This is a genomic window from Sphingosinicella humi (genome assembly GCF_003129465.1).
GTDB lineage: Bacteria > Pseudomonadota > Alphaproteobacteria > Sphingomonadales > Sphingomonadaceae > Allosphingosinicella > Allosphingosinicella humi.
The window spans coordinates 1,026,620-1,046,341 of the sequence record NZ_QFFF01000001.1 but is presented as its reverse complement, the minus strand read 5'-3'; the positions used below and the strand labels follow the sequence as shown (position 1 = coordinate 1,046,341).

Annotated in this window: 15 protein-coding genes; 8 read left to right on the top strand and 7 right to left on the bottom strand. The window is 65.6% G+C overall.

The window, feature by feature from the left end; translation table 11 throughout:
• Window positions 1-61: 61 nt before the first annotated feature.
• Window positions 62-220: a hypothetical protein gene (locus DF286_RS15110; RefSeq protein ID WP_158274636.1), complete on the top strand. Its 159-nt coding sequence runs from the start codon at window positions 62-64 to the stop codon at window positions 218-220.
• Window positions 221-442: 222 nt separating this feature from the next.
• On the opposite strand, the gene DF286_RS05165 is transcribed toward DF286_RS15110, so the two are convergent.
• Window positions 443-688: a hypothetical protein gene (locus DF286_RS05165; protein ID WP_146193567.1), complete on the bottom strand. Its 246-nt coding sequence runs from the start codon at window positions 686-688 to the stop codon at window positions 443-445.
• Here DF286_RS05165 and DF286_RS05160 point away from each other — a divergent pair.
• The 5 genes from DF286_RS05160 (at window position 681) to DF286_RS15105 (ending at window position 7,686) form a co-directional block, all read left to right on the top strand.
• On the top strand, window positions 681-1,289 hold the full coding sequence (locus DF286_RS05160; RefSeq protein WP_146193566.1) for an MvdC/MvdD family ATP grasp protein: 609 nt from the start codon (window positions 681-683) through the stop codon (window positions 1,287-1,289). The genes DF286_RS05165 and DF286_RS05160 overlap by 8 nt on opposite strands.
• A gap of 26 nt (window positions 1,290-1,315) precedes the next feature.
• The gene (locus tag DF286_RS05155; RefSeq protein WP_243444724.1) at window positions 1,316-2,476 is read left to right on the top strand and encodes an aspartyl/asparaginyl beta-hydroxylase domain-containing protein; all 1,161 of its coding nucleotides are present in this window, start codon (window positions 1,316-1,318) and stop codon (window positions 2,474-2,476) included.
• Window positions 2,477-3,985: a 2OG-Fe(II) oxygenase family protein gene (locus DF286_RS05150; protein WP_109270454.1), complete on the top strand. Its 1,509-nt coding sequence runs from the start codon at window positions 2,477-2,479 to the stop codon at window positions 3,983-3,985.
• 440 nt (window positions 3,986-4,425) lie between these two features.
• On the top strand, window positions 4,426-7,410 hold the full coding sequence (locus DF286_RS05145; RefSeq protein ID WP_109270453.1) for a TonB-dependent receptor domain-containing protein: 2,985 nt from the start codon (window positions 4,426-4,428) through the stop codon (window positions 7,408-7,410).
• Between the two features lie 129 nt (window positions 7,411-7,539).
• Window positions 7,540-7,686 (top strand): hypothetical protein, encoded by a 147-nt coding sequence (locus DF286_RS15105; protein WP_158274635.1) that lies wholly within the window; start codon window positions 7,540-7,542, stop codon window positions 7,684-7,686.
• A 21-nt stretch (window positions 7,687-7,707) separates the two neighbouring features.
• Here the strand turns inward: DF286_RS15105 and clpB are convergent, their stop codons facing one another.
• The 4 genes from clpB to DF286_RS05125 form a co-directional block, all read right to left on the bottom strand.
• Complete coding sequence (clpB, locus tag DF286_RS05140) at window positions 7,708-10,287, bottom strand: ATP-dependent chaperone ClpB (RefSeq protein WP_109270452.1); 2,580 nt, start codon at window positions 10,285-10,287, stop codon at window positions 7,708-7,710.
• Window positions 10,288-10,378: 91 nt separating this feature from the next.
• Window positions 10,379-11,275, bottom strand: a complete 897-nt coding sequence (locus DF286_RS05135) for a sigma-70 family RNA polymerase sigma factor (protein WP_109270451.1) — start codon at window positions 11,273-11,275, stop codon at window positions 10,379-10,381.
• 7 nt (window positions 11,276-11,282) lie between these two features.
• Window positions 11,283-11,747: a carboxymuconolactone decarboxylase family protein gene (locus DF286_RS05130; RefSeq protein ID WP_109272029.1), complete on the bottom strand. Its 465-nt coding sequence runs from the start codon at window positions 11,745-11,747 to the stop codon at window positions 11,283-11,285.
• 101 nt (window positions 11,748-11,848) lie between these two features.
• Window positions 11,849-13,462, bottom strand: coding sequence for a M28 family metallopeptidase (locus DF286_RS05125; RefSeq protein ID WP_109270450.1), 1,614 nt, complete (start codon window positions 13,460-13,462; stop codon window positions 11,849-11,851).
• A 125-nt stretch (window positions 13,463-13,587) separates the two neighbouring features.
• Here DF286_RS05125 and DF286_RS05120 point away from each other — a divergent pair, with 125 nt between their 5' ends.
• Complete coding sequence (locus tag DF286_RS05120; protein ID WP_109270449.1) at window positions 13,588-16,491, top strand: M16 family metallopeptidase; 2,904 nt, start codon at window positions 13,588-13,590, stop codon at window positions 16,489-16,491.
• Between the two features lie 100 nt (window positions 16,492-16,591).
• Here DF286_RS05120 and DF286_RS05115 read toward each other — a convergent pair whose 3' ends face one another.
• A complete protein-coding gene (locus DF286_RS05115) occupies window positions 16,592-17,674 on the bottom strand; it encodes a 5-(carboxyamino)imidazole ribonucleotide synthase (protein WP_109270448.1) in 1,083 nt (360 codons plus the stop codon).
• Entirely contained in the window at window positions 17,671-18,159 is a 489-nt protein-coding gene (gene purE, locus DF286_RS05110; protein ID WP_109270447.1) for a 5-(carboxyamino)imidazole ribonucleotide mutase, read from the bottom strand. The genes DF286_RS05115 and purE overlap by 4 nt, the downstream gene beginning before the upstream one ends.
• A gap of 578 nt (window positions 18,160-18,737) precedes the next feature.
• Here purE and DF286_RS05100 point away from each other — a divergent pair.
• Complete coding sequence (locus tag DF286_RS05100; protein WP_243444723.1) at window positions 18,738-19,691, top strand: peptidylprolyl isomerase; 954 nt, start codon at window positions 18,738-18,740, stop codon at window positions 19,689-19,691.
• Window positions 19,692-19,722: the final 31 nt, after the last annotated feature.

The following is a 19,722-nucleotide window of genomic DNA, read 5'->3' as shown; positions in this document are numbered from 1 at the left end:
GGCTTCGGGCAACTTCGCCTCGCCGCTACCGTCCGACATTCCAACAAGAGGGAGTCATAGGATGACCAAACAGCCTGCTAACAAAAGTGAACAAAGCCATCTGCTCGCGTGGGACATGTCCTACGAGAAGGAACAGGTCGACCTTGGCTCGAACCACGGCCGGTCGCGGACCTGGACCATGCCTGTGGGACCCTTCGAAGAGGGCGACGCCCACGTCTAAGCGACGTTGGCGTAAGGGAGAGCTCCGCCAAACCGGCGGGGCTCTTTCCATTTCCGTATGTCCATCCTCATCTTTGGCAGCCATCAAGACCCGCACGTGGCGGGCCTCCATTGGGCCCTGGCCGGCCTAGGCCGGCGTTGCGTGGTGCTGGACTACTCGGCTTTCCCGATCGAATGGCGCAATTCCTGTGCCGTCGATAAGCACGGCGTTGTGCGGACATCGTCAGAACTGCCGGGTCTGGCGGATCTTGTCTGCCACCACGACTTCGATACAGTCTGGAATCGGCGGGCGCGGCCGGTCGGCCATATGCCCAGCTTGGCTGCCCCTGAGGTTCAGGTGGCTCGGACCGTCGGGCGCCTGCACCTCGACAACATGAGAGCTCTCGAAAATGCCGGCCAGACCTGGGTCAATCCGAGAGCACGGCAAAGAGAGCGTCGGATTGAGGATACCCAGGACACTGATGTCCAACGATCCCGCTACCGTGCGGGACTTTGTCGCGACATGCGTCAGCGCGGTCGTGAAACCCATCACGCCGATGTTCTGGAGCCTCGATGACAACGTCCGTGCCATGGCGACGCGGGACGTCACCCTGGCTGACCTTCAATCGGACGCTGCATTGTCAGCGTGCCCGATGATATATCAAGAAAAGGTCGAAAAGCTCTTTGAGCTCAGGATAACCTTCTTCGGCGACGAGCTTGTTTGCGGGCGCCTTGAAAGCCAAGGTCATCAAGCTTCGAAAACTGATTTCCGCACGATCGATCCGGCCAATCTGGCCGTTCGGGAGGTCCCGCTGGAGCCCGCCATCCGTTCGAGTCTTCAGCTTTTCAGGAAGCGTGCAGGTCTCCTCCACGGATCGTTCGACCTGGCCGTGGACAAGGACGGGAACCACATCTTCTTTGAGATCAACGAGCAGGGCCAGTTTCTGTGGCTTGAGGAGGTCAACCCCGATATCCGCATGCTCGACCGGCTCGTCTCCTTCATGGAGGATCCCTCCGATGGCTTCCGGTGGGATGGGCGAGAGCGCTTCGCTTTCTCCGAATGGGAGGCGCAAGAGAGCAGTTGCCCCTAGGTCACCTTTTGGGCGATCAGGGGATCGTGAATCACGACATTCCACACAGTGAGATCGAAGCCGACGCCGCAGCCGCGCGCCAGGATTTCGGCGCGGCGCGGCAATTACTGCAGCGAGCAGTCGCCGAAATGCCCGGCAGGCTCGAAGGCTGGATGAAGCTCGCCGCCATGTGCCGCGCCGCCGGTGATGTCGACGCGGCGCTGGAGGCGGTGTCGGGAGCCCTCAGAGCGGATCCCTACGACTTCGTTGCGAGGCTGTTGAAGGCGAACCTCCTGGAGAAGACCGGAGCCGCCGAACGGGCGCGGGAAGCCTATGGAGAGGCGCTGGCGCAGCGCCCGGACCCGATCCCTCCGCACCTGGTCTCGATGGTCGCGCACGCCGAAGCGCAATATGCGTTGTTCATCTCTGACACCCAGAGACGCCTGGCAGACGCAACGGTTGATGTAGTGTCGCGGGCTACGCCGGCGGAGGCGGCGCGGATTGCCCGATTCGGCACCAACATCGCACGGGTGACGAAGCCCTATCATTCAGAGCCGACCCATTTCCACTATCCGGGCCTCATCGAGCGCGAGTTCCACGATCGGGAGGATTTTTCCTGGCTCGAGACGCTCGAAGCCGCGACCGATGCGATCGCGCAAGAGTTCGAGGCGGTCGTGAATGCGGAGCGGGCGGAGCTCGTGCCCTACATCCAATATTCCGAGGACCTGCCGCTTCGGCAATGGAAGGCCCTCAACAAATCACGCGACTGGACCGCGATCCACCTTCTCCAGAACGGCCATCGCATCGAGGCCAACGCCGCCCACTGCCCGCGCACCATGGAAGCGATCGCCGCCATCCCGCAGCCGCGCATCCGCGACCGCACCCCCAATGCCATGTTCTCCCTGCTCGCGCCCGGTACGCGCATCCCGCCCCATGTGGGCGTCGCCAATATCCGGCTTGTCTGCCACCTTCCGCTGATCGTGCCCGACGGCTGCTGGTTTCGCGTCGGGGCGGAGACGCGTAAATGGAAGCGAGGCGAAGCCTGGGTCTTTGACGATACGATCGAGCATGAGGCCGCGAACGACGGCGAGAAGCTCCGCGTCATCCTGATCGTCGACTGTTGGCATCCGGGCCTCTCGCCGACGGAGCAGGAAGCGGTCGCCGCGGCGATGTCGGCCAGCGACGTCGGCCTGGGCAAGTCGATCTAGATGATCGGCTCGGTCACCATAGGACCCGCGGGAACGACGCTCGCGCCGGATGCGGCCGCCAATCTCGGCCTGGCGGCCTTGAAAGAGGGGACGGAGGCGGCGGTGTTGCCCCGCCTCGAGGCCGCCGCGCGGGCGTCTCCGCGCCACGCGCGCTTGTGGCAGGTGATCGCGCTCATCAATCGGTCGCTCGATCGCCTGGCGCCCTCGGTGGCGGCGTTTCAACGAGCCGCCGAGCTCGCCCCGAACGACGCGCTGATCGCCCACGGTTTCGCCCAGGCCACGCTCGAGGCAGGACTGCCGGCGACCCGGCTGTTCGACCGGGCGCTCCGCCTTGATCCGACCAAAGGCGACGTCCTGCTGGGCCGTTCCGCCGCCCTTCTCGCCGAGGCCGGCCCCGAGGCGGTCATTCCCGATGTCGAGGCGGCAGTTGCCGCCCATCCGGGATGGATGCCAGGTCAGGCGTTGCTGGCTCGGCTCTACTGGCTGATCGGCGACCGTGACGGCTTCACGCGGGGCTACGAGCGAGCGATCGAAACCGCGCCGAAGGATACGCGGCTATGGCGGGAGCTCATTTCGAAGCTGCTGCATGCCGAGCAATTCGACAAGGCGCTGGATGCGATCAGGCGCGGCCGGGCGGCGGCGGGCCCGAGTTCGATGTTCGATGTCCACGAAGCGATTTGCGTCGACGAGCTGGGCGACATGGCGGAGGCGGATCGGCTGTTCGCGGCTGTTGCCGTCGATCGTATCCTGATCGCGGTTCGCCTGGTCCGTCACCTGCTTCGGGCCGGTCGGCCCGACGAAGCCGCAGCAGAGGCCGAACGCTGGATCGGCGACGCCGAAGCCGAGCTCATGTGGCCCTATATATCGCTGGCCTGGCGATTGACGGGCGATTCGCGCTGGCAGTGGCTGGAGGGCGATCCGAGGCTTGTCCAGGCGTTCGACATAGACGAGCTTCGGCCGGGGCTGGCGCGCCTCGCCGAAGTATTGCGATCGCTCCACAATGCGACGCATCAACCGCTGGAGCAGTCGGTCCGGGGCGGATCGCAGACGGACGGCATCCTGTTTCGAAGGATCGAACCCGAACTCCAGGCATTGCGCGCCGCAGTCGCGCGGACGGTGGAGCGCTACGTCGCCGCCCTGCCGCCGCCCGATCCCAGCCACCCCTTTCTCCGGGCTCCCCGCGATCGTCCGGTTCGTTTCGCCGGGTCCTGGTCCGTGCGCCTGGTGCGGCAGGGCCGCCACTCCAACCATATCCACCCCGCCGGCTGGATCAGCTCGGCGCTCTATGTGGCATTGCCCGACGAGGCGGAACGCGGGCCCGCCCCGGCGGGGTGGCTTCAGTTCGGCGTGCAGTCTGAGCTGGGACTCGATCTGGAGCCGACCCAAAGAGTGGAGCCAAAGGCCGGCCGACTGGTCCTCTTTCCATCGACCATGTGGCACGGGACCGTGCCGTTCGAGGAAGGCGAGCGGCTAACCGTCGCCTTCGACGTCGCTCGCCCCCGCCCCTAGCGGCGCACGCGTCCGAGCTAACGCCTTCATTTTACCGTCTGAATTGGTCGGCCGCTGCCGCTCGGTCGCGATTCGTCGGACCACCTCACGAGGCAGGAATGACCGGTTTTCCAGGCAGTGAACCGATTTGGCTCACAGGCTGCCATTTGCCAGCCACAAATTCTTTTGGATCCGGATGATAAAAGCGAGCAGGAAACTTCAGTACTAAAGAAAAACGCGTTGTTTCTCGCAACTTAGCTGTCAAGCTGTCCGTTCCCGCAATTGCTTGATTTGTTGCAGAAAAGCGACAGATTTCCGCAGCGGCGCGATACGGTAGAAACCGCCGCTTGCCCCTCAACGCCTCCCCGGACTAGCCGGCTCCCGTCCCCCGCACGCCCTCCCTACTCCCATCTCCCGGGGAGGGCGTGCACCTTTGTTTCCTGACAGGAGCTTTAGCGTAAATGGATAATCGTCTTCGTCAGCGCCTAATGGCCTCGACACTGCTGATCGGCATCGCCGGCGGCGCCGCTCCGGCGTTCGCCCAGGACGCGGCCGTCGCTCCCTCCGAGGAATCCGCCGTCGCCGCGGACAGCGGCAATGCGATCGTCGTCACCGGCTCGCGCATCGCCCGGCCGGAGATCGACTCCGTTTCGCCGATCCAGGTGGTGAGCCAGGAGGCCATCCAGAACTCCGGCGTCACCAATATCCAGGACCTGCTCCTCGAAAATCCGGTGTTCGGCACACCCGCGCTCAGCCGCACCAACTCGGCGTTTCTCACCTCCGGGACGGGTGCCGCCACCGTTGACCTTCGCGACCTCGGCTCGGACCGCACCCTGGTCCTCATCAATGGCCGCCGCGTCGTCGCCGGCCTGCCGGGTTCCTCCACCGTCGACCTCAACGTCATTCCGACGCAGTTCATCGAGCGCGTCGACATCCTGACCGGCGGTGCCTCGTCGCTCTACGGCTCGGACGCCGTCGCCGGTGTTGTCAACTTTGTCTACAAGACCGATTTCGAAGGCCTCGTCGCCGATGCGCAGTACGGCATCACCGAGCGCGGCGACGATGCGAACTACCGCGTCAATCTGACCTATGGCGGCAACTTCGCCGACAATCGCGGCAACCTCATGGTCCATATGGGCTATACGAAGCAGGAAGGTCTGCTGTCCCGCGACCGCAAGAACACCGTTTACGACGACGCCGACAAGTGGGCCTATTTCACCGGTGATCCAGCCGACTTCGGAACCTCGGTTGAGCCCTATTTCTCAAGCTTCGCGCCGCAAGGTCGGTTCGTCGCTAACGGCCGTAGCTTCACCTACGACGCCAACAACAATCTGAAGGAAGGCTTCTCTACCAACGGCCCGAACGGGGATGGCGTGGGCGCGGACGGCTTCAATCGTCAGTTCTATCGCACCATTGCGGTTCCCGTGGAGCGGTATCTTTTCGCCGCTCGGGGTAATTACGAGGTCACTGACGACATCAACTTCTTCGCGGAAGGCACTTACGCAAACACCAACTCCTCCCGCGAGATCGAGCCCTATCCGTTGGGTTCGGATGACATCTTCTCGAGCTCTGGCGGTCTCGTTCCGATCGAGACGCTGGTCGACGGCGTCGTGCGGGTGAACCCCTTCGTTCCGGCCGCAATCGCCGCGGCCGCGGTCGATGAAGACGGCGACGGGCTGCGTGACATCAGCTTCTCGAAGCGTCTCGCGGATCTGGGCAGCCGCAACGGCAGCACCAACCGTGACTTCTACCGGGTCGCGACCGGCTTCGAAGGCAGCATCTTCGACGATTTCCGTTGGGACGTCAGCTACGTCTACGGCCGCACGACGGAATCCCAGCAGTCGAACGGTCAGCCGAACGTGCTGAACTTCGCCAACGCGCTGGCCGCCGTTCAGGACATCGACGACCTCAACAATAACGGGTCGACCACCGACGTGATCTGCGCGAGTGCCGAAGCACGTGCCCAGGGCTGCGTCCCGGTCAACATCTTCGGCTTCAACTCCATCTCGCCGGAGGCCGCCCGCTACATCGCCGCGGAGCAATCGTACAACACCAGCATCTCGCAGCATGTGGTTTCGGCCAACCTGTCGGGTTCGCTGCTCACCCTCCCGGCGGGCGACCTCGGGGTGGCTATCGGCACCGAGTATCGCAAGGAGAGCAGCTCGGAGAATTGGGATGCGCTCACCAATGCGGGCCTCAACGCCGGCAACGCGCTTCCCGACACCAGCGGTTCGTTCGACGTCAAGGAAGTCTACGGCGAAATCAACGTTCCGATCCTCGCCGACACGCCCTTCTTCGACATGCTGGCTCTGCGTGCGGCCGCCCGTCTCTCCGATTATTCGACGGTCGGCACGGTCTACACCTACAACGTCGGCGCGGAATGGTCTCCCATTCCCGACATCAAGTTCCGGGGCGGCTATGCCCGCTCGGTGCGCGCACCGAACGTGGGCGAGCTGTTCACCGGACCGTCGCAGACCTTCCCGAGCGGCCTCGTCGATCCTTGCGCAGGCATCGGCCTCACCGGTGGCGGCGTGATCGGCGACAACTGCCGTGCGGATGCGGGCGTACTCGCCAACATCCGGCAGAATGGGGAATTCACCCTCAACCAGTCCGATCGCCAGGGGATCAGCGGCTTCAACAGCGGCAACCCGAATCTGAACGAAGAGAAGTCCGATTCCTACACGGTGGGTGTCGCGATCAATCCGCGTTCGATCGACGCGCTGCGTAACCTCACGCTGACGGCCGACTATTACAACATCAGCATCAAGGACGCGATCGTATCGCCGCCGCGCCAGTTCATCCTGGACCAGTGCTATGGCGGGGGTGACGCGTCGTTCTGCGACCTGATCGACCGTCGGGCGACGAACACCGCCATCAACAGCGCCGGCTCGCTCGAGTATATCGACTCGCCGCTGTTCAACGGCGGCAAGCTCAAGGTCGAGGGACTGGACGTCGCGGTGGCCTACACCACGGCATTCGGTGCCCTTGATCCCGATGGACGCCTCAGCGGCCGGATCGCCTACACGCATCTGTTCGACGGCTTCGTCGTGCCGGTCCCGGGCGCCGACAAGGATCCGTTCGTCGGCGAGGTCGGCAACTCGAAGGACCGCTTCACGGCCAACCTCGGCTATGGTCAGGACGACTTCAGCCTCAACTTCACGGGCACCTATGTCGGCAAGGCCCGCGAGGATGACCAGCTGTTGGCGGCCTACGGCCTGGAACCGGATGCCATCAAGATCGGCTCCGAATTCTATCTCGACAGCCAGGCCCGCTTCATCGCGGACGAGCGCTTCGAGTTCTATGTCGGCGTCGACAACCTGCTGGACAACAAGGCACCGCGCCTGCTGTCGGGCACCTCGTTCAACACGACCGGCACCGACACGGCTGCCGACGTCTACGATGTGTTCGGCCGCCGCTTCTACGCCGGCGTCCAGGTTCGCTTCTAAGAACGGGCAACAGGGGAAATGAAGGAGGGCAGGGCTTCGGCTCTGCCCTTTTTCGTGTCCTCCATGCGGCGAGCCGAGGAACGGCAGCCGTTAACCGGAGTTAATGGGCCAACCTGAAATGGGGTGGGCATGACGACCGATCCGAAAGAAGAAAGGCTGCGCGAGATCGAACGCGATCAGGAGGGGTTGCGCGCGAGCATCGACGACACGCGCCGCCTTTCCGAAAAAGTGCAGGAACTGCTGGAGCGGCGACGGGCGAACGCGCCCAGCGAATAGCCGCCGCTCGCGTCTTCAAGATCAGGCCGCGGTCGCCAGCAGCAGCTTCCCGTCGCCTTCCTCGACGCGGACCGTCGAGCCGTCCGGCACTTCGCCCTTGAGGATCGCGTCCGCCAGCGGATCCTGCAGATATTTCTGCACAGCCCGCTTCAGCGGCCGCGCGCCGTAGACCGGATCGTAGCCGACGCGGCCCAGCCACGCCCGCGCCCCATCGGTCAGCTCCAGCTTCACCTTGCGGTCGGCGAGCAGCTTCTGGACACGCGCGACCTGGATATCGACGATCGGCGCCATATGGGCCTGGCCCAGGCGGTGGAACAGGATGATCTCGTCGAGACGGTTGAGGAATTCCGGCCGGAAATGGCCGCGGACGACGTCCATCACCTGCGGTTCGACATCCTCGACGCTCTGCTCGTCCGTCATCGACGAGAGATACTGGCTGCCAAGGTTCGACGTCAGGATGATGAGGGTGTTGGAGAAGTCCACGACATGCCCCTGGCCGTCGGTCAGGCGGCCGTCATCGAGCACCTGGAGGAGGACGTTGAACACGTCCGAATGCGCTTTCTCAACCTCGTCGAACAGCACGACCTGATAGGGTCTCCGCCGCACCGCTTCGGTCAGCACGCCGCCTTCCTCATAGCCGACATAGCCGGGAGGGGCGCCGATGAGGCGGGCGACGCTGTGCTTCTCCATGAACTCGGACATGTCGATGCGGACCATCGCGCCATCGTCGTCGAACAGGAAGCCGGCGAGCGCCTTGGTGAGCTCGGTCTTGCCGACGCCGGTCGGCCCGAGGAACAGGAAGGAGCCCAGCGGCCGGTTCGGGTCCTGGAGGCCGGCGCGTGAGCGGCGAACGGCGGCGGAGACGGCCTTCACCGCATCCTCCTGGCCGATCACGCGCTTGCCCAGCGCTTCCTCCATGTTGAGCAGCTTCTCGCGCTCGCCTTCCAGCATCTTGTCGACGGGAATGCCGGTCCAGCGCGAGACCACCGAGGCGATGTCCTCGGCCGTCACTTCCTCGCGCAGCATCGCGCTTTCGCTGGCCGACTGAGCTTCGGCGAGCTGCTTCTCCAGGGTTGGGATGGTGCCGTAGGCGAGCTCGCCGGCCTTGGCGAGATCGCCGGCGCGCTGCGCCTGCTCCAGCTCCAGCCGCGCTTGATCGAGCTGCTCCTTCAGCTTGCCTTCGGCCTGGATCTTCTCCTTCTCGCCCTGCCAGCGCTGGGTCAGCTCGCTCGACTGCTGCTCCAGATTGGCGAGCTCCGCCTCGAGCGCGGCCAGCCGGTCCTTGGAGGCCTTGTCGCTTTCCTTCTTCAGCGCCTCCCGCTCGATCTTCATCTGGATGATGCGGCGGTCGAGCGTCTCGATCTCCTCGGGCTTGGACTCCACCTCCATGCGCAGGCGCGAGGCGGCCTCGTCCATAAGGTCGATCGCCTTGTCGGGGAGGAAGCGGTCGGTGATGTAGCGGTTCGACAGCGTCGCGGCCGAGACGATCGCGCCGTCCGTGATCCGCACGCCGTGGTGCAGCTCATATTTCTCCTTGAGCCCGCGCAGGATCGAGATCGTGTCCTCGACGGTGGGCTCGCCGACGAACACCGGCTGGAAGCGCCGCTGCAGCGCCGCGTCCTTCTCGACATATTTGCGATATTCATCGAGCGTGGTGGCACCGATGCAATGGAGCTCGCCGCGGGCGAGGGCGGGCTTCAGCAGATTGCCCGCGTCCATGGCGCCTTCGGCCTTGCCGGCGCCGATCAGCGTATGCATCTCGTCGATGAAGAGGATGACCTCGCCCTCGGCCTGGCGGACCTCGTCGAGCACGCCCTTCAGACGCTCCTCGAATTCGCCGCGATATTTGGCGCCAGCGATCAGCGCGCCCATGTCGAGCGCCATAAGCCGCCGGTCCTTCAAGGTGTCGGGCACGTCGCCATTGGCGATGCGCAGCGCCAGTCCTTCCGCGATCGCGGTCTTGCCGACGCCGGGGTCGCCGATCAGCACCGGGTTGTTCTTGGTTCGCCGCGCCAGGATCTGGATGGTCCGCCTGATCTCCTCGTCGCGGCCGATGACCGGGTCGAGCTTGCCGTCCCGTGCCGCCTGCGTCAGGTCGCGCGCGAATTTCTTGAGCGCGTCGTAGCGATCCTCGGCCGAGGCCGTGTCCGCCGTGCGGCCGCCGCGTAGCTCGTTGATCGCGGCGTTCAGCGCCTCGGGCTTGACGCCCGCATCGGTAAGCGCCTTGCCGGCATCCGTCTTGGACATGGCAAGCGCGAGCAGAAGCCGCTCGACGGTGACGTAGGAATCGCCCGCCTTCTGCGCGATCTGCTCCGCCTGATCGAGGACGCGGATCGTCTCGCCGTCCAGCGCGGGCGCGGCAGTGGCGCCGCTTCCCGAGACGGCGGGTATTTTCGCCAAGGCTTCGTCCGTCTCCCTCAGCGCCGCCTGGGCGCTGCCGCCGGCCCGGGCGATGAGGCCCGAGGCCATGCCCTGCTCGTCCTCCAGCAGCGCCTTCAACAGGTGCGCGGGCGCGATGCGCTGGTGGTTCATGCGTACGGCGACGGTCTGGGCCGACTGAAGGAATCCGCGTGCCCGATCGGTGAATTTTTCGAGGTTCATGACTGCCCCTTCTACTGGTCGGGTGCGATGTAATGTTGCATTTTCGCAACACAAGACCCCGCATGCCGCCGCAAAAGGCTCATTGCCACAGTCAGTCGAAAGTTCCGAATTGCCTCAGCTTCTCGGGATTGCGCACGACGTAGATCGCCTTGATGCGGCCGTCCTCCACCTCCAGCGCCGTGGTTTGGGGCAAGCCATCTGGCTCCAAGGTGACGATCCCTGGCGCGGCATTGATCACGCCGACATGGAGGATCTCCGGCAGCACGCCGCCGCCCTTGCGCGCGAAGCCGGAGAAGAAGGCGATGATCTTGTCGCGGCCGCTAATGACGTTGAGTGCGGCGGGGCGCAGGCCGCCGCCATCGGTGTGGAGTTCGACTTCCTCGGCAAGCAGCGATTTGAGGGCCTCGGCATCCCCCTCACGAGATGCTTTGAGAAAGGCGGTGGCGAGGCGCTCGGCTTCCTCCCGCTTCGCCCGGTAGCGCGGCCGTGCGGCGCGAATGTTCTTGCGGGCGCGGGCGGCGAGTTGCCGGCAGCTCGCCTCGCTTCGCTGCAGCGCTTCCGCCACCTCGCCATAATCGAGATCGAAAACGTCGTGCAGCAGGAATGCGGCGCGCTCCAGGGGCGAGAGGCGTTCCAACGCCAGCAGCAGCGAATAGCTGAGGTCGTCGGCCAGCTCGATCGCCTCGCCCGGCAAGGGGCCCTCGTCGACGATCGGCTCGGGGAGCCAGGGACCGACATATTGCTCCCTCTGGGCGCGCGCCGATTTGAGGCGGTCGAGCGACAGGCGCGTCGCGATGGTGGAGAGGAAGGCACGCGGCGAGGCGACGGCCTTCCGGTCCGCCGCCTGCCAGCGCAGATAGCTGTCCTGCACCACGTCCTCGGCCTCGGCGAGCGATCCGAGCATGCGATAGGCGAGGCCGAGGAGAAACTTCCTGTTCGCCTCGAACAGGCTCGCGCCGTCGCCGCCTGGGATCGTTGCCGTGGTCATGGTCTCCTCACGCCGCCGCGCGCTCGGCCGTCTCGACCGGGTGGACCGCCCGGAAGCCGATGGCGATGCGGTTCCACGTGTTTATTACCCCGATGAGCAGGGTAAGCTTCACCTTCTCCTCATCCGAGAAATGAGCGTCGAGCCGGGCATAATCCTCGTCCGGCGCATGGGTATCGGCGACACGGGTCAGCGCCTCGGTCCAGGCCAGCGCCGCGCGCTCGCGGTCCGAATAGATCGGGCTCTCGCGCCAGGCGTCGAGCAGGTAGATGGCCTCCTCAGTCTCGCCCATCTTGCGCGCTTCGGTCGTGTGCATGTGGATGCAATAGGCGCAGCCGTTGATCTGGGACGCCCGGATCTTCACGAGCTCGATCAGGCTCCGCTCGAGGCCGCTCGCATGGACGCTTTCGCTGAGCGCCAGCATCGGCTTCAAATCGGCCGTGGCGGTGGCGAGCGGGTCCAGTCTGGGCTTCATCGTCATGTTCGGTCTCCAGCTTTGCTGCTTCCCGGAAGCGGGAAGCTCGCTGGGTTGACGAGCGAGCTCCCGCGCTTGTGACATGACTATGGATTTTTCCCTTACGGCGCTGTCGCCTTGCTCGCCTTGGGCGCGAAGGTGTCGCCGAAGAAGTCGTTCGCGTACCAGCGCGGCGCCTCTGGAGCGTCGGCGATCTCGCGGGCGATCAGATAGTTGATCCGCGCGAACTTGGCGCCGGCCTGCCAGTCGAAGGGAAGGGCGATCTCGTCGCTGACGGTGTGATAGTTGGTGGAAAGGAAGTGGGTGAACTTCTCCTTCCCGCCATTGGAGAAGCCCGTCATCAGGAACACCGAGGGCACGCCTTCCTGGACGAAGCGATAATGGTCGGAGCGCGTGAACAGGCCCTGTTCCGGCATGGGGTCCTCGGCGAGAGCGACATTCATCCGGGCCGCGGCGCGCTCGACGATGAGGCCCAGGGTCGAATGCTCGGCGCCGAAGGCGATGACGTCGGTGAAATCGTAGAGCAAGACCGGCATGTCGAGATTGACGACTCCGACGACCTTGCCGTCCACCACCGGGTTCTTAGCCAGATATTGGGAGCCGAGCAGGCCGTCCTCCTCGGCGGTGACGGCGGCGAAGAGGATCGGGCGCTTCGGCCGCTCGGGCGAGGTCGCCATGGCGCGGGCGACTACCAGCATGGTGGCGATGCCGCTGGCATTGTCCATCGCGCCGTTCATGATGCGGTCCTCGCCCTCGTCCTTGACGCCGTCATGGTCGAGATGGGCCATGAGCAGCACATATTCGTCGGCGAGGGCCGGGTCGGAGCCGGGCAGCACCGCGACCACATTAGGGCTGGTGAGCGCGGTCTTGACGCTGCTGCGCTCGAATTCGACCGACGGCTTCAGCGTAAAGCCCTTGGGCTTGCCGCCCTTCTTTTCGGCGAGGTCGAGCACCGCCGACAGGGATTTGGGGGCGCCGGCGAACAGAGCTTCCGCGGCCGGCGTGTTAAGCGACGCGCTGAAGCGGATGCCGGGTGCCGAGTCATAGGGGGTGCCGTCCTTGGCTACCCAGGTGAGCGACGGTTCGTCGGCATATTTCTGGCGGCGTTCCCACGAAAAGGTCTTCAGCGAACTGCGGGTCGGGATGCTGAGGATGCCGATCGCGCCATGCTCCTCGGCCATACGTGCCTTCTCGGACGCGAGATGGGCGCCGAGCTCGCTCGGCGTGCCCTTGGGAAAGCCGCTCAGCATGGCGACCACCTTCCCCTTGATGTCGAGGCCGGCATAATCGTCGAAGCCACTCTCCGGCGCATCGAGGCCGAAGCCGACGAAGACCACCTCGCCGCTCAGTTCCTGTCTGGGCTCATGGGTGCTGGGGCCGATCAACACATTCTCGCCATTGGCGAAGCTCTTGCCGCCGATGGTGAGCGTGGCGGGTGCTTCGCCGAGCCGGCTCTCCTGGAAGGGCACCTGCTGATACCAGCTTCCCTCCGCCGCGGGCATCAGCCCCAGCGCCTCGAAGCGGGTGGCGACGTAGCGGGCGGCGAGGTCGTAGCCGCGCTCGCCGGTATTGCGGCCCTCGAGAAGATCGTCGGCGAGAAAGGCGACATGGGCGCGGAAGGCGTCGGCGGTGAAGGTGGGTTCCGCCGCCTGCTGGGCCAAGGCCGCGGCCGAAAGGGACAGGGCCGTGGCTGCGGTCAGTATCTTGAAGTGCATGATTCCCCCGGAAGAAGAAAGGATGTGAACAACTTGTCGGCAACTTGGCCGCGATGCACAAGAGCGTATTGCATGTATAAATCAGATCGTTAGGGTCGCGGCAAACCGAGTGGGAGGAATCACCGATGCGCCTCTTGAAGCTACCGATCACGCTTCTCTCTGCTTTGGCGCTCGCGGCCTGTTCGGCCACGACGGTGAGCGACAGCCCCGCGCCGGCCGCGGTCGCAGCCAACGCGACGGCGCAGGCGCCGGCGCCCGCACCGATCTCGGAGCTCGTCCAGGCTGTCGATATTCCCTATGAGCAGTTCACCCTCGACAACGGCCTGCGGGTCGTCGTCCACGAGGACCGCAAGGCGCCGGTAGTGGCGGTGTCCATCTGGTACAATGTCGGCTCCAAGGATGAGCCGGAGGGCAAGACCGGGTTCGCCCACCTTTTCGAGCATCTGATGTTCAACGGCTCGGAGAACGCTCCGGGCGAATATTTCGAGCCGCTCGCCCGCATCGGGGCGACGGACCTCAACGGCACGACCTGGTTCGATCGCACCAACTATTTCCAGACGGTGCCGCGAGCGGCGCTGGAGACGGTGCTTTTCCTCGAAAGCGACCGCATGGGCCATCTCCTCGGCGCGGTGACCCAGGAGAAGCTCGATAATCAGCGCGGCGTCGTCCAGAACGAGAAGCGCCAGGGCGACAACCAGCCCTATGGTCTCGTCGAATATGCGCAGCTCGAAGCGCTCTTTCCGGAGGGGCATCCTTATGCCCATTCCACCATCGGCTCGATGGCCGACCTCGACGCCGCCAGCCTCGCCGATGTGAAGAAGTGGTTCACCGACAATTACGGGCCGAACAACGCGGTCCTGGTCCTTGCCGGCGACATCAATGCGGCCGAGGCGCGACCGCTGGTCGATAAATATTTCGGCGACATTCCGCGCGGGCCCGAGAATGTGCCCGCCGAGGCCTCCGTTCCGACCCTCGCCACGCCCGTCACTGAGGTGATGAAGGACAAGGTCGCGACCGTTCGCCTCTATCGCAACTGGGTCGTGCCCGGCCTGCTCGATCCGGAAATGGTGCCGCTCGACGTCGGCGCCTCCATCCTGGGCGGCCTTGCCAGCTCGCGGCTCGACAACGAGCTGGTGCGCCAGGACCAGACGGCGGTGCGGGTCTCCGCCAATCTCCAGCCCTTCCACCGCCTCAGCATCTTCGAAGTGCAGGTGGACGTGAAGCCGGGCCAGGATCCCGAACCGGTCGCCCAGCGCCTCGATGCGATCATCGCCGATCTCATCGCCAAGGGCCCAAGCGAGGATGAAGTGAGCCGCGCCGTCACCAGCGTGGTCGCGAACCGCATCAAAGGCCTGGAGGAGGTCGGCGGCTTCGGCGGCAAGGCCGTCGCGCTGGCCGAGGGCGCGCTCTACGCGAACGATCCCAGCTTCTACAAAAAGCAGCTCGCCGCCTATGCCGAAGTGACGCCGGCCACCGTGCAGGCGGCGCTCCAGAAATGGCTGACCCGGCCGGCCTATGTGCTTCGCGTCGTGCCCGGCGAGCGCGATCCCTATCAAGAGGCCGAGGTCTCCAAGGCGGGCGGAGTGACGCAGCGCCCGCGCTACTATCGCGCGCCCGGCCCGGGCGAGCAGCCGCTCGCGCCCGAGCCGCAGGGCTTCGTTCAGGTTGACCGCTCCAAGCTTCCCGAAGTGGGGCCGATCGCCGACCTCGATTTCCCCGACGTCGAGCGGTCCAGGCTCTCCAACGGCATCGAGGTCGTGTTCGCCCGCCGCGCCGCCGTTCCGGTGGTGCTCGTCGCCGTGGAGTTCGACGCCGGCTATGCGGCCGACCCGGACGGAAAGGCGGGGCTCCAGAACCTGATGGCGTCGCTGCTCGACGAAGGCACGACGAGCATGAACTCCCGCGAACTTGCCGAGGCGCGGGAGCGGCTGGGCGCCGGCATCGATATCGACCCGTCGCTCGACCGCACCACCGTCACCCTGTCGGCGCTGGAGCCGAACCTGGCGGCGTCGCTCGCTCTCATGGCCGACATCGTCAAGAACCCGGCCTTCGATCCCGGCGAGATCGAGCGGCTGCGGGCGCAGCAGCTGGCGGGCATCGCCAGCGAGCTGACCCAGCCGGTCGGCATCGCGCTCCGCACCCTGCCGCCGCTCCTTTACGGCGAGCAGCACCCTTACGGCACGCCGTTCACCGGCTCCGGCCACGCCGACGATGTGAAGGCGCTGACGCGCGAGGACATCGTCGCCGCTCACCAGCGCTGGATCCGGCCGGACAATGCGCAGATCTTCGTGGTCGGCAATTCGACGCTGGCCGAGATCGCGCCGCTGCTGGAGGCGAATTTCGGTGACTGGGCGCTGCCGGCGACGCCCAAAGGAACGAAGACGTTGGACGGAGCGATCCCGGCGCCCAAGCCGCGCATCGTGCTGATCGATCGGCCGCAGTCGCCGCAGTCGCTGATCCTTGCCGGCTCTATCCTTCCCGTCCAGGGGACCGACGACCTGACGACGCTCCTGGCCGCCAACGAGGTGCTGGGCGGGAGCTTCCTCTCGCGCCTCAACACCGAGCTTCGGGAGACCAAGGGCTGGGCCTATGGCGTGCAGGGCTTCGTCAACCGCGTCGAGCACCGTGTGCCCTACATCGTCTACGCACCGGTGCAGACCGACAAGACCGGCCCGTCGATCGCCGCGCTGCAGGAGCAGATGAACATGTTCCTGTCGAACAAGGGCGTGACGCCGGACGAACTGTCGCGGACGATCAACGGCAGCATCCGCGAGCTGCCGGGCAGCTACGAGACGTCCTCCGAGGTGCTGGGCGCGATCGAGGGCAATGCCCTCTACGACCGCCCCGACAATTATCAGGAGACGCTGGCCAGCCGCTACAAGGCGATGACCGCGGCCGAGCTCGACCAGGCGGCGCGCACGGTGATCGATCCGAAGCAACTTGTCTGGGTGGTGGTGGGCGACGCCGCCAAGGTGAGGCCGCAGCTCGACGCGCTGGGCCTGCCCGTCGAGACGATGACTCTGGAGTAAGCAACCCACCGCTCACCGTCATTGCGAGCGCAGCGAAGCAATCCAGCACCTGCCCGGCTGGATTGCTTCGTCGCTGCTCTCCTCGCAATGACGGTTTCTGCTAGAGCCGCTCGCCGCGACCGATCAGGCGCGTGACATGACCCATCTTGCGGCCGGGGCGCGCTTCGCCTTTGCCATAGAGGTGGAGATGGGCGGCCGGATCGGAGAGGATGTCGCGCCATCTCTCGACATCGTCGCCGATCAGGTTCTGCATCGTTACTTCCGGCACGATCAGATCGGTGGCGCCGAGCGGCAGGCCGCAAATGGCGCGGATGTGGTTTTCGAACTGTGACGTGAGCGCGCCCTCGATCGACCAGTGGCCGCTATTGTGGACGCGCGGCGCCATCTCGTTGAACACCGCGCCGTCCGCCGTCGCGAAGAACTCCAGGGTCAGCATGCCGACATAGTCGAGCGCGTCGGCGACCTTGCGGGCGAGCGCCTGGGCTTCGGCGATGGCGGGCCGGAGCGCCGGGTCGGCGGGAACGCTCGAATGGTCGAGAATGCCGTGGCTGTGCACATTCTCCGGCGCGTCCCAGAGCAGCACCTCGCCGGAGGGCGCGCGGCAGAGCAGGATCGAGAATTCCGCGTCGAACCGGATAAAGCCTTCGAGAACAGAAGGGGCGCCCCTGACGTCCGCCCAGGCCTCGTCCGTTTCGGCCGCATTCATGATCCTGGCCTGGCCCTTGCCGTCATAGCCGAAGCGCCGCGTCTTCAGGATCGCGGGAGCGCCGATCCGGCCGAGGGCCGCCTCCAGCTCGTCTCGAGAGGAAACGGCGGCATAGGGTGCCGGACGTCCGCCGAGGCGGGTGACGAAATCCTTCTCGCTGAGGCGATCCTGCGCGATCTCCAGCGCGGCGCGGGGCGGATAGAGCGGTGCGTGGTCGGCGAGCGCGGAGAGCGGCCCGGCGGCGATATTCTCGAACTCGTAGGTGGCGACGTCGACCTCGGCGCCGAAGCGGGCGAGGGCCTGTTCGTCATTATAGACGCCGCGTGTGAACAGCGCTGCCACCTCGGCGGCGGGCGGATCCTTGTCGGGTGCGTAGATGTGGCATTTATAGCCGAGCTGCGCCGCGGCCATGGCGAGCATGCGCCCCAACTGGCCGCCGCCGACGATGCCGATGGTGGAACCGGGCGGCAGAGTCATTCAGGCTTGTCGGCGATGCCGTCCGTCTGGCGCTGGCGCCATGCGTCGAGCCGCTCGGCCAGCGCCTCGTCATGGGTGGCGAGGATGGCGGCCGCCATCAGGCCCGCGTTCGTCGCCCCGGCCTTGCCGATGGCGAGGGTGCCGACGGGCACGCCGGCCGGCATCTGGACGATCGAAAGCAGGCTGTCCATGCCGGACAGCGCCTTCGATTCCACCGGCACGCCCAGCACCGGCAGCCGCGTCATTGAAGCCGTCATGCCGGGCAGATGCGCCGCGCCGCCGGCGCCGGCGATGATGACCTTGACGCCGCGCCCGGCCGCTCTCTTCGCATAGGCATAGAGCCGGTCGGGCGTGCGATGGGCCGAAACGATCCGCGTCTCATAGCCGATGCCGAGCCCGTCGAGGCATTCGGCGGCATGGCGCATCGTCTCCCAGTCGGACTGGCTGCCCATGATGATACCCACTGCAGGCGCTTCGTCCGCCATGCCAACCCCTTCAATCCGACGAAGCGCCACCTCTTAACCGCCGTCCCCCGCCTAGGCAATCGGCCAGGCGGCCCGGAAATAGAATCGAGGCCGTCATGATAATGACGCAGTTGCTCGGTAGAGATGGCCTTGCCCATCATGAGTCAGAAGCTTCAGCGGCAGTGGTCTGCCACTCGTCTCAAGAAGAGGTCGATTAGAAACACAGGTAAATGCGCGTTCTGCCGAAATATAGGCAGGGTAAGAAGCTACACCCCTCGATTCGGAAGTGGATGATGACGAAATCGGACCAGATTCAATTTCATTCCAACCGCGCCATGCAGGAGTTCGACTCGGCGCTTAGAGCCAACAGCGAAAAGGCGGCTCGGGCCCATTTCGGCCTGTCCGCCCTGCACCTCCAGAGCCTGCGCCGGTTGCACGCTCCCGAAGACTCCACCCCCCCCCAGCCAGTGCTCGAAATCGCGTCTTAACTCCCCACACGTCATGGATAGGGGGCGTGACGACCCCCTCTACATGACCCTTGATCCCGGCGCCGCGGCGAAGGAGAGTGTCGCCAAAAGGAACAGGGGAGTTTCAAGATCATGCGTTTCGTTCCGCTTGTGACGGCGCTGGCCGCCGCCGGTCTCGTCATGTCGTGCGGTCAGGCCGACACGGCCCCTCGAGATGGAGCCGACGCGGCCGGGATGTGGCGGCCCGCGCCGGTGACGGATGCGACCGAGCCGTCCGAAGTCGTGGCCGACGCGCCCGATGCCGCCTGGCGAGACGTGGCGGCGGACAATCTGCTGATCATGGAGCTCGCCGACGGCGGCCGCGTCGCGATCGAGCTGGCGCCCGATTTCGCGCCGGTCCATGTCGCCAACATCCGCGCTCTGGCCCGATCCGGCTGGTGGAACGGCGCCGCTATCTATCGCGTGCAGGACAATTATGTCGTGCAATGGGGCGCCAATGAAAGCGACCAGCCACTGCCCGAGGGCGTGGTCAAGGCGCCCCCGGCCGAATATCACCGCCCGCTTCAGGGCCTCGCCGCGCGTCCCTTGGGTTATCCGGACAGCTATGCCCCTCTGGCGGGATATGCCGGCGGCTGGCCCATCGGCTACGATCCAGAGGCGGGACAGGCCTGGCTCGCCCATTGCTACGGCATGGTCGGCGTGGGGCGCGGGCTTTCACCCGATACCGGGACGGGCGGCGAGCTTTACGCCGTGATCGGCCATGCGCCCCGTCACCTCGACCGCAACATCGCTACGGTCGGGCGCGTGCTCACCGGCATGGAGCATCTGGCCGCCCGCGCCCGCGGCACCGAGGCGCTCGGTTTCTACAAGGATGAGGCGCAGCATATCCCGATCGCCCGCGTCACTCTCGCCGCCGATCTGCCGGAGGGGCGCCGCCCGGCCTATCAAGTGATGCGCACCGACAGCGAGGCCTTCGCCGCCTACGTCACCGGACGGGCCAATCGCGGCGGCGACTTTTTCGACGTGCCGGCGGGCGGCGTCGACTTGTGCAACGCGCTGGTCCCGACGCGGGAAACCAAAGACTGAGTCCAAGCGCGTCATTGCGAGGAGCGCAGCG

Excerpts from the sequence above, each read along its gene's own strand:
- DF286_RS15110 (WP_158274636.1), top strand. The coding sequence starts at position 62 with ATGACCAAACAGCCTGCTAACAAAAGTGAACAAAGCCATCTGCTCGCG.
- DF286_RS05160 (WP_146193566.1), top strand. The coding sequence starts at position 681 with ATGTCCAACGATCCCGCTACCGTGCGGGACTTTGTCGCGACATGCGTC.
- DF286_RS05150 (WP_109270454.1), top strand. The coding sequence starts at position 2,477 with ATGATCGGCTCGGTCACCATAGGACCCGCGGGAACGACGCTCGCGCCG.
- DF286_RS05145 (WP_109270453.1), top strand. The coding sequence starts at position 4,426 with ATGGATAATCGTCTTCGTCAGCGCCTAATGGCCTCGACACTGCTGATC.
- DF286_RS15105 (WP_158274635.1), top strand. The coding sequence starts at position 7,540 with ATGACGACCGATCCGAAAGAAGAAAGGCTGCGCGAGATCGAACGCGAT.
- clpB (WP_109270452.1), bottom strand. The coding sequence starts at position 10,287 with ATGAACCTCGAAAAATTCACCGATCGGGCACGCGGATTCCTTCAGTCG.
- DF286_RS05135 (WP_109270451.1), bottom strand. The coding sequence starts at position 11,275 with ATGACCACGGCAACGATCCCAGGCGGCGACGGCGCGAGCCTGTTCGAG.
- DF286_RS05130 (WP_109272029.1), bottom strand. The coding sequence starts at position 11,747 with ATGAAGCCCAGACTGGACCCGCTCGCCACCGCCACGGCCGATTTGAAG.
- DF286_RS05125 (WP_109270450.1), bottom strand. The coding sequence starts at position 13,462 with ATGCACTTCAAGATACTGACCGCAGCCACGGCCCTGTCCCTTTCGGCC.
- DF286_RS05120 (WP_109270449.1), top strand. The coding sequence starts at position 13,588 with ATGCGCCTCTTGAAGCTACCGATCACGCTTCTCTCTGCTTTGGCGCTC.
- DF286_RS05115 (WP_109270448.1), bottom strand. The coding sequence starts at position 17,674 with ATGACTCTGCCGCCCGGTTCCACCATCGGCATCGTCGGCGGCGGCCAG.
- purE (WP_109270447.1), bottom strand. The coding sequence starts at position 18,159 with ATGGCGGACGAAGCGCCTGCAGTGGGTATCATCATGGGCAGCCAGTCC.
- DF286_RS05100 (WP_243444723.1), top strand. The coding sequence starts at position 18,738 with ATGCGTTTCGTTCCGCTTGTGACGGCGCTGGCCGCCGCCGGTCTCGTC.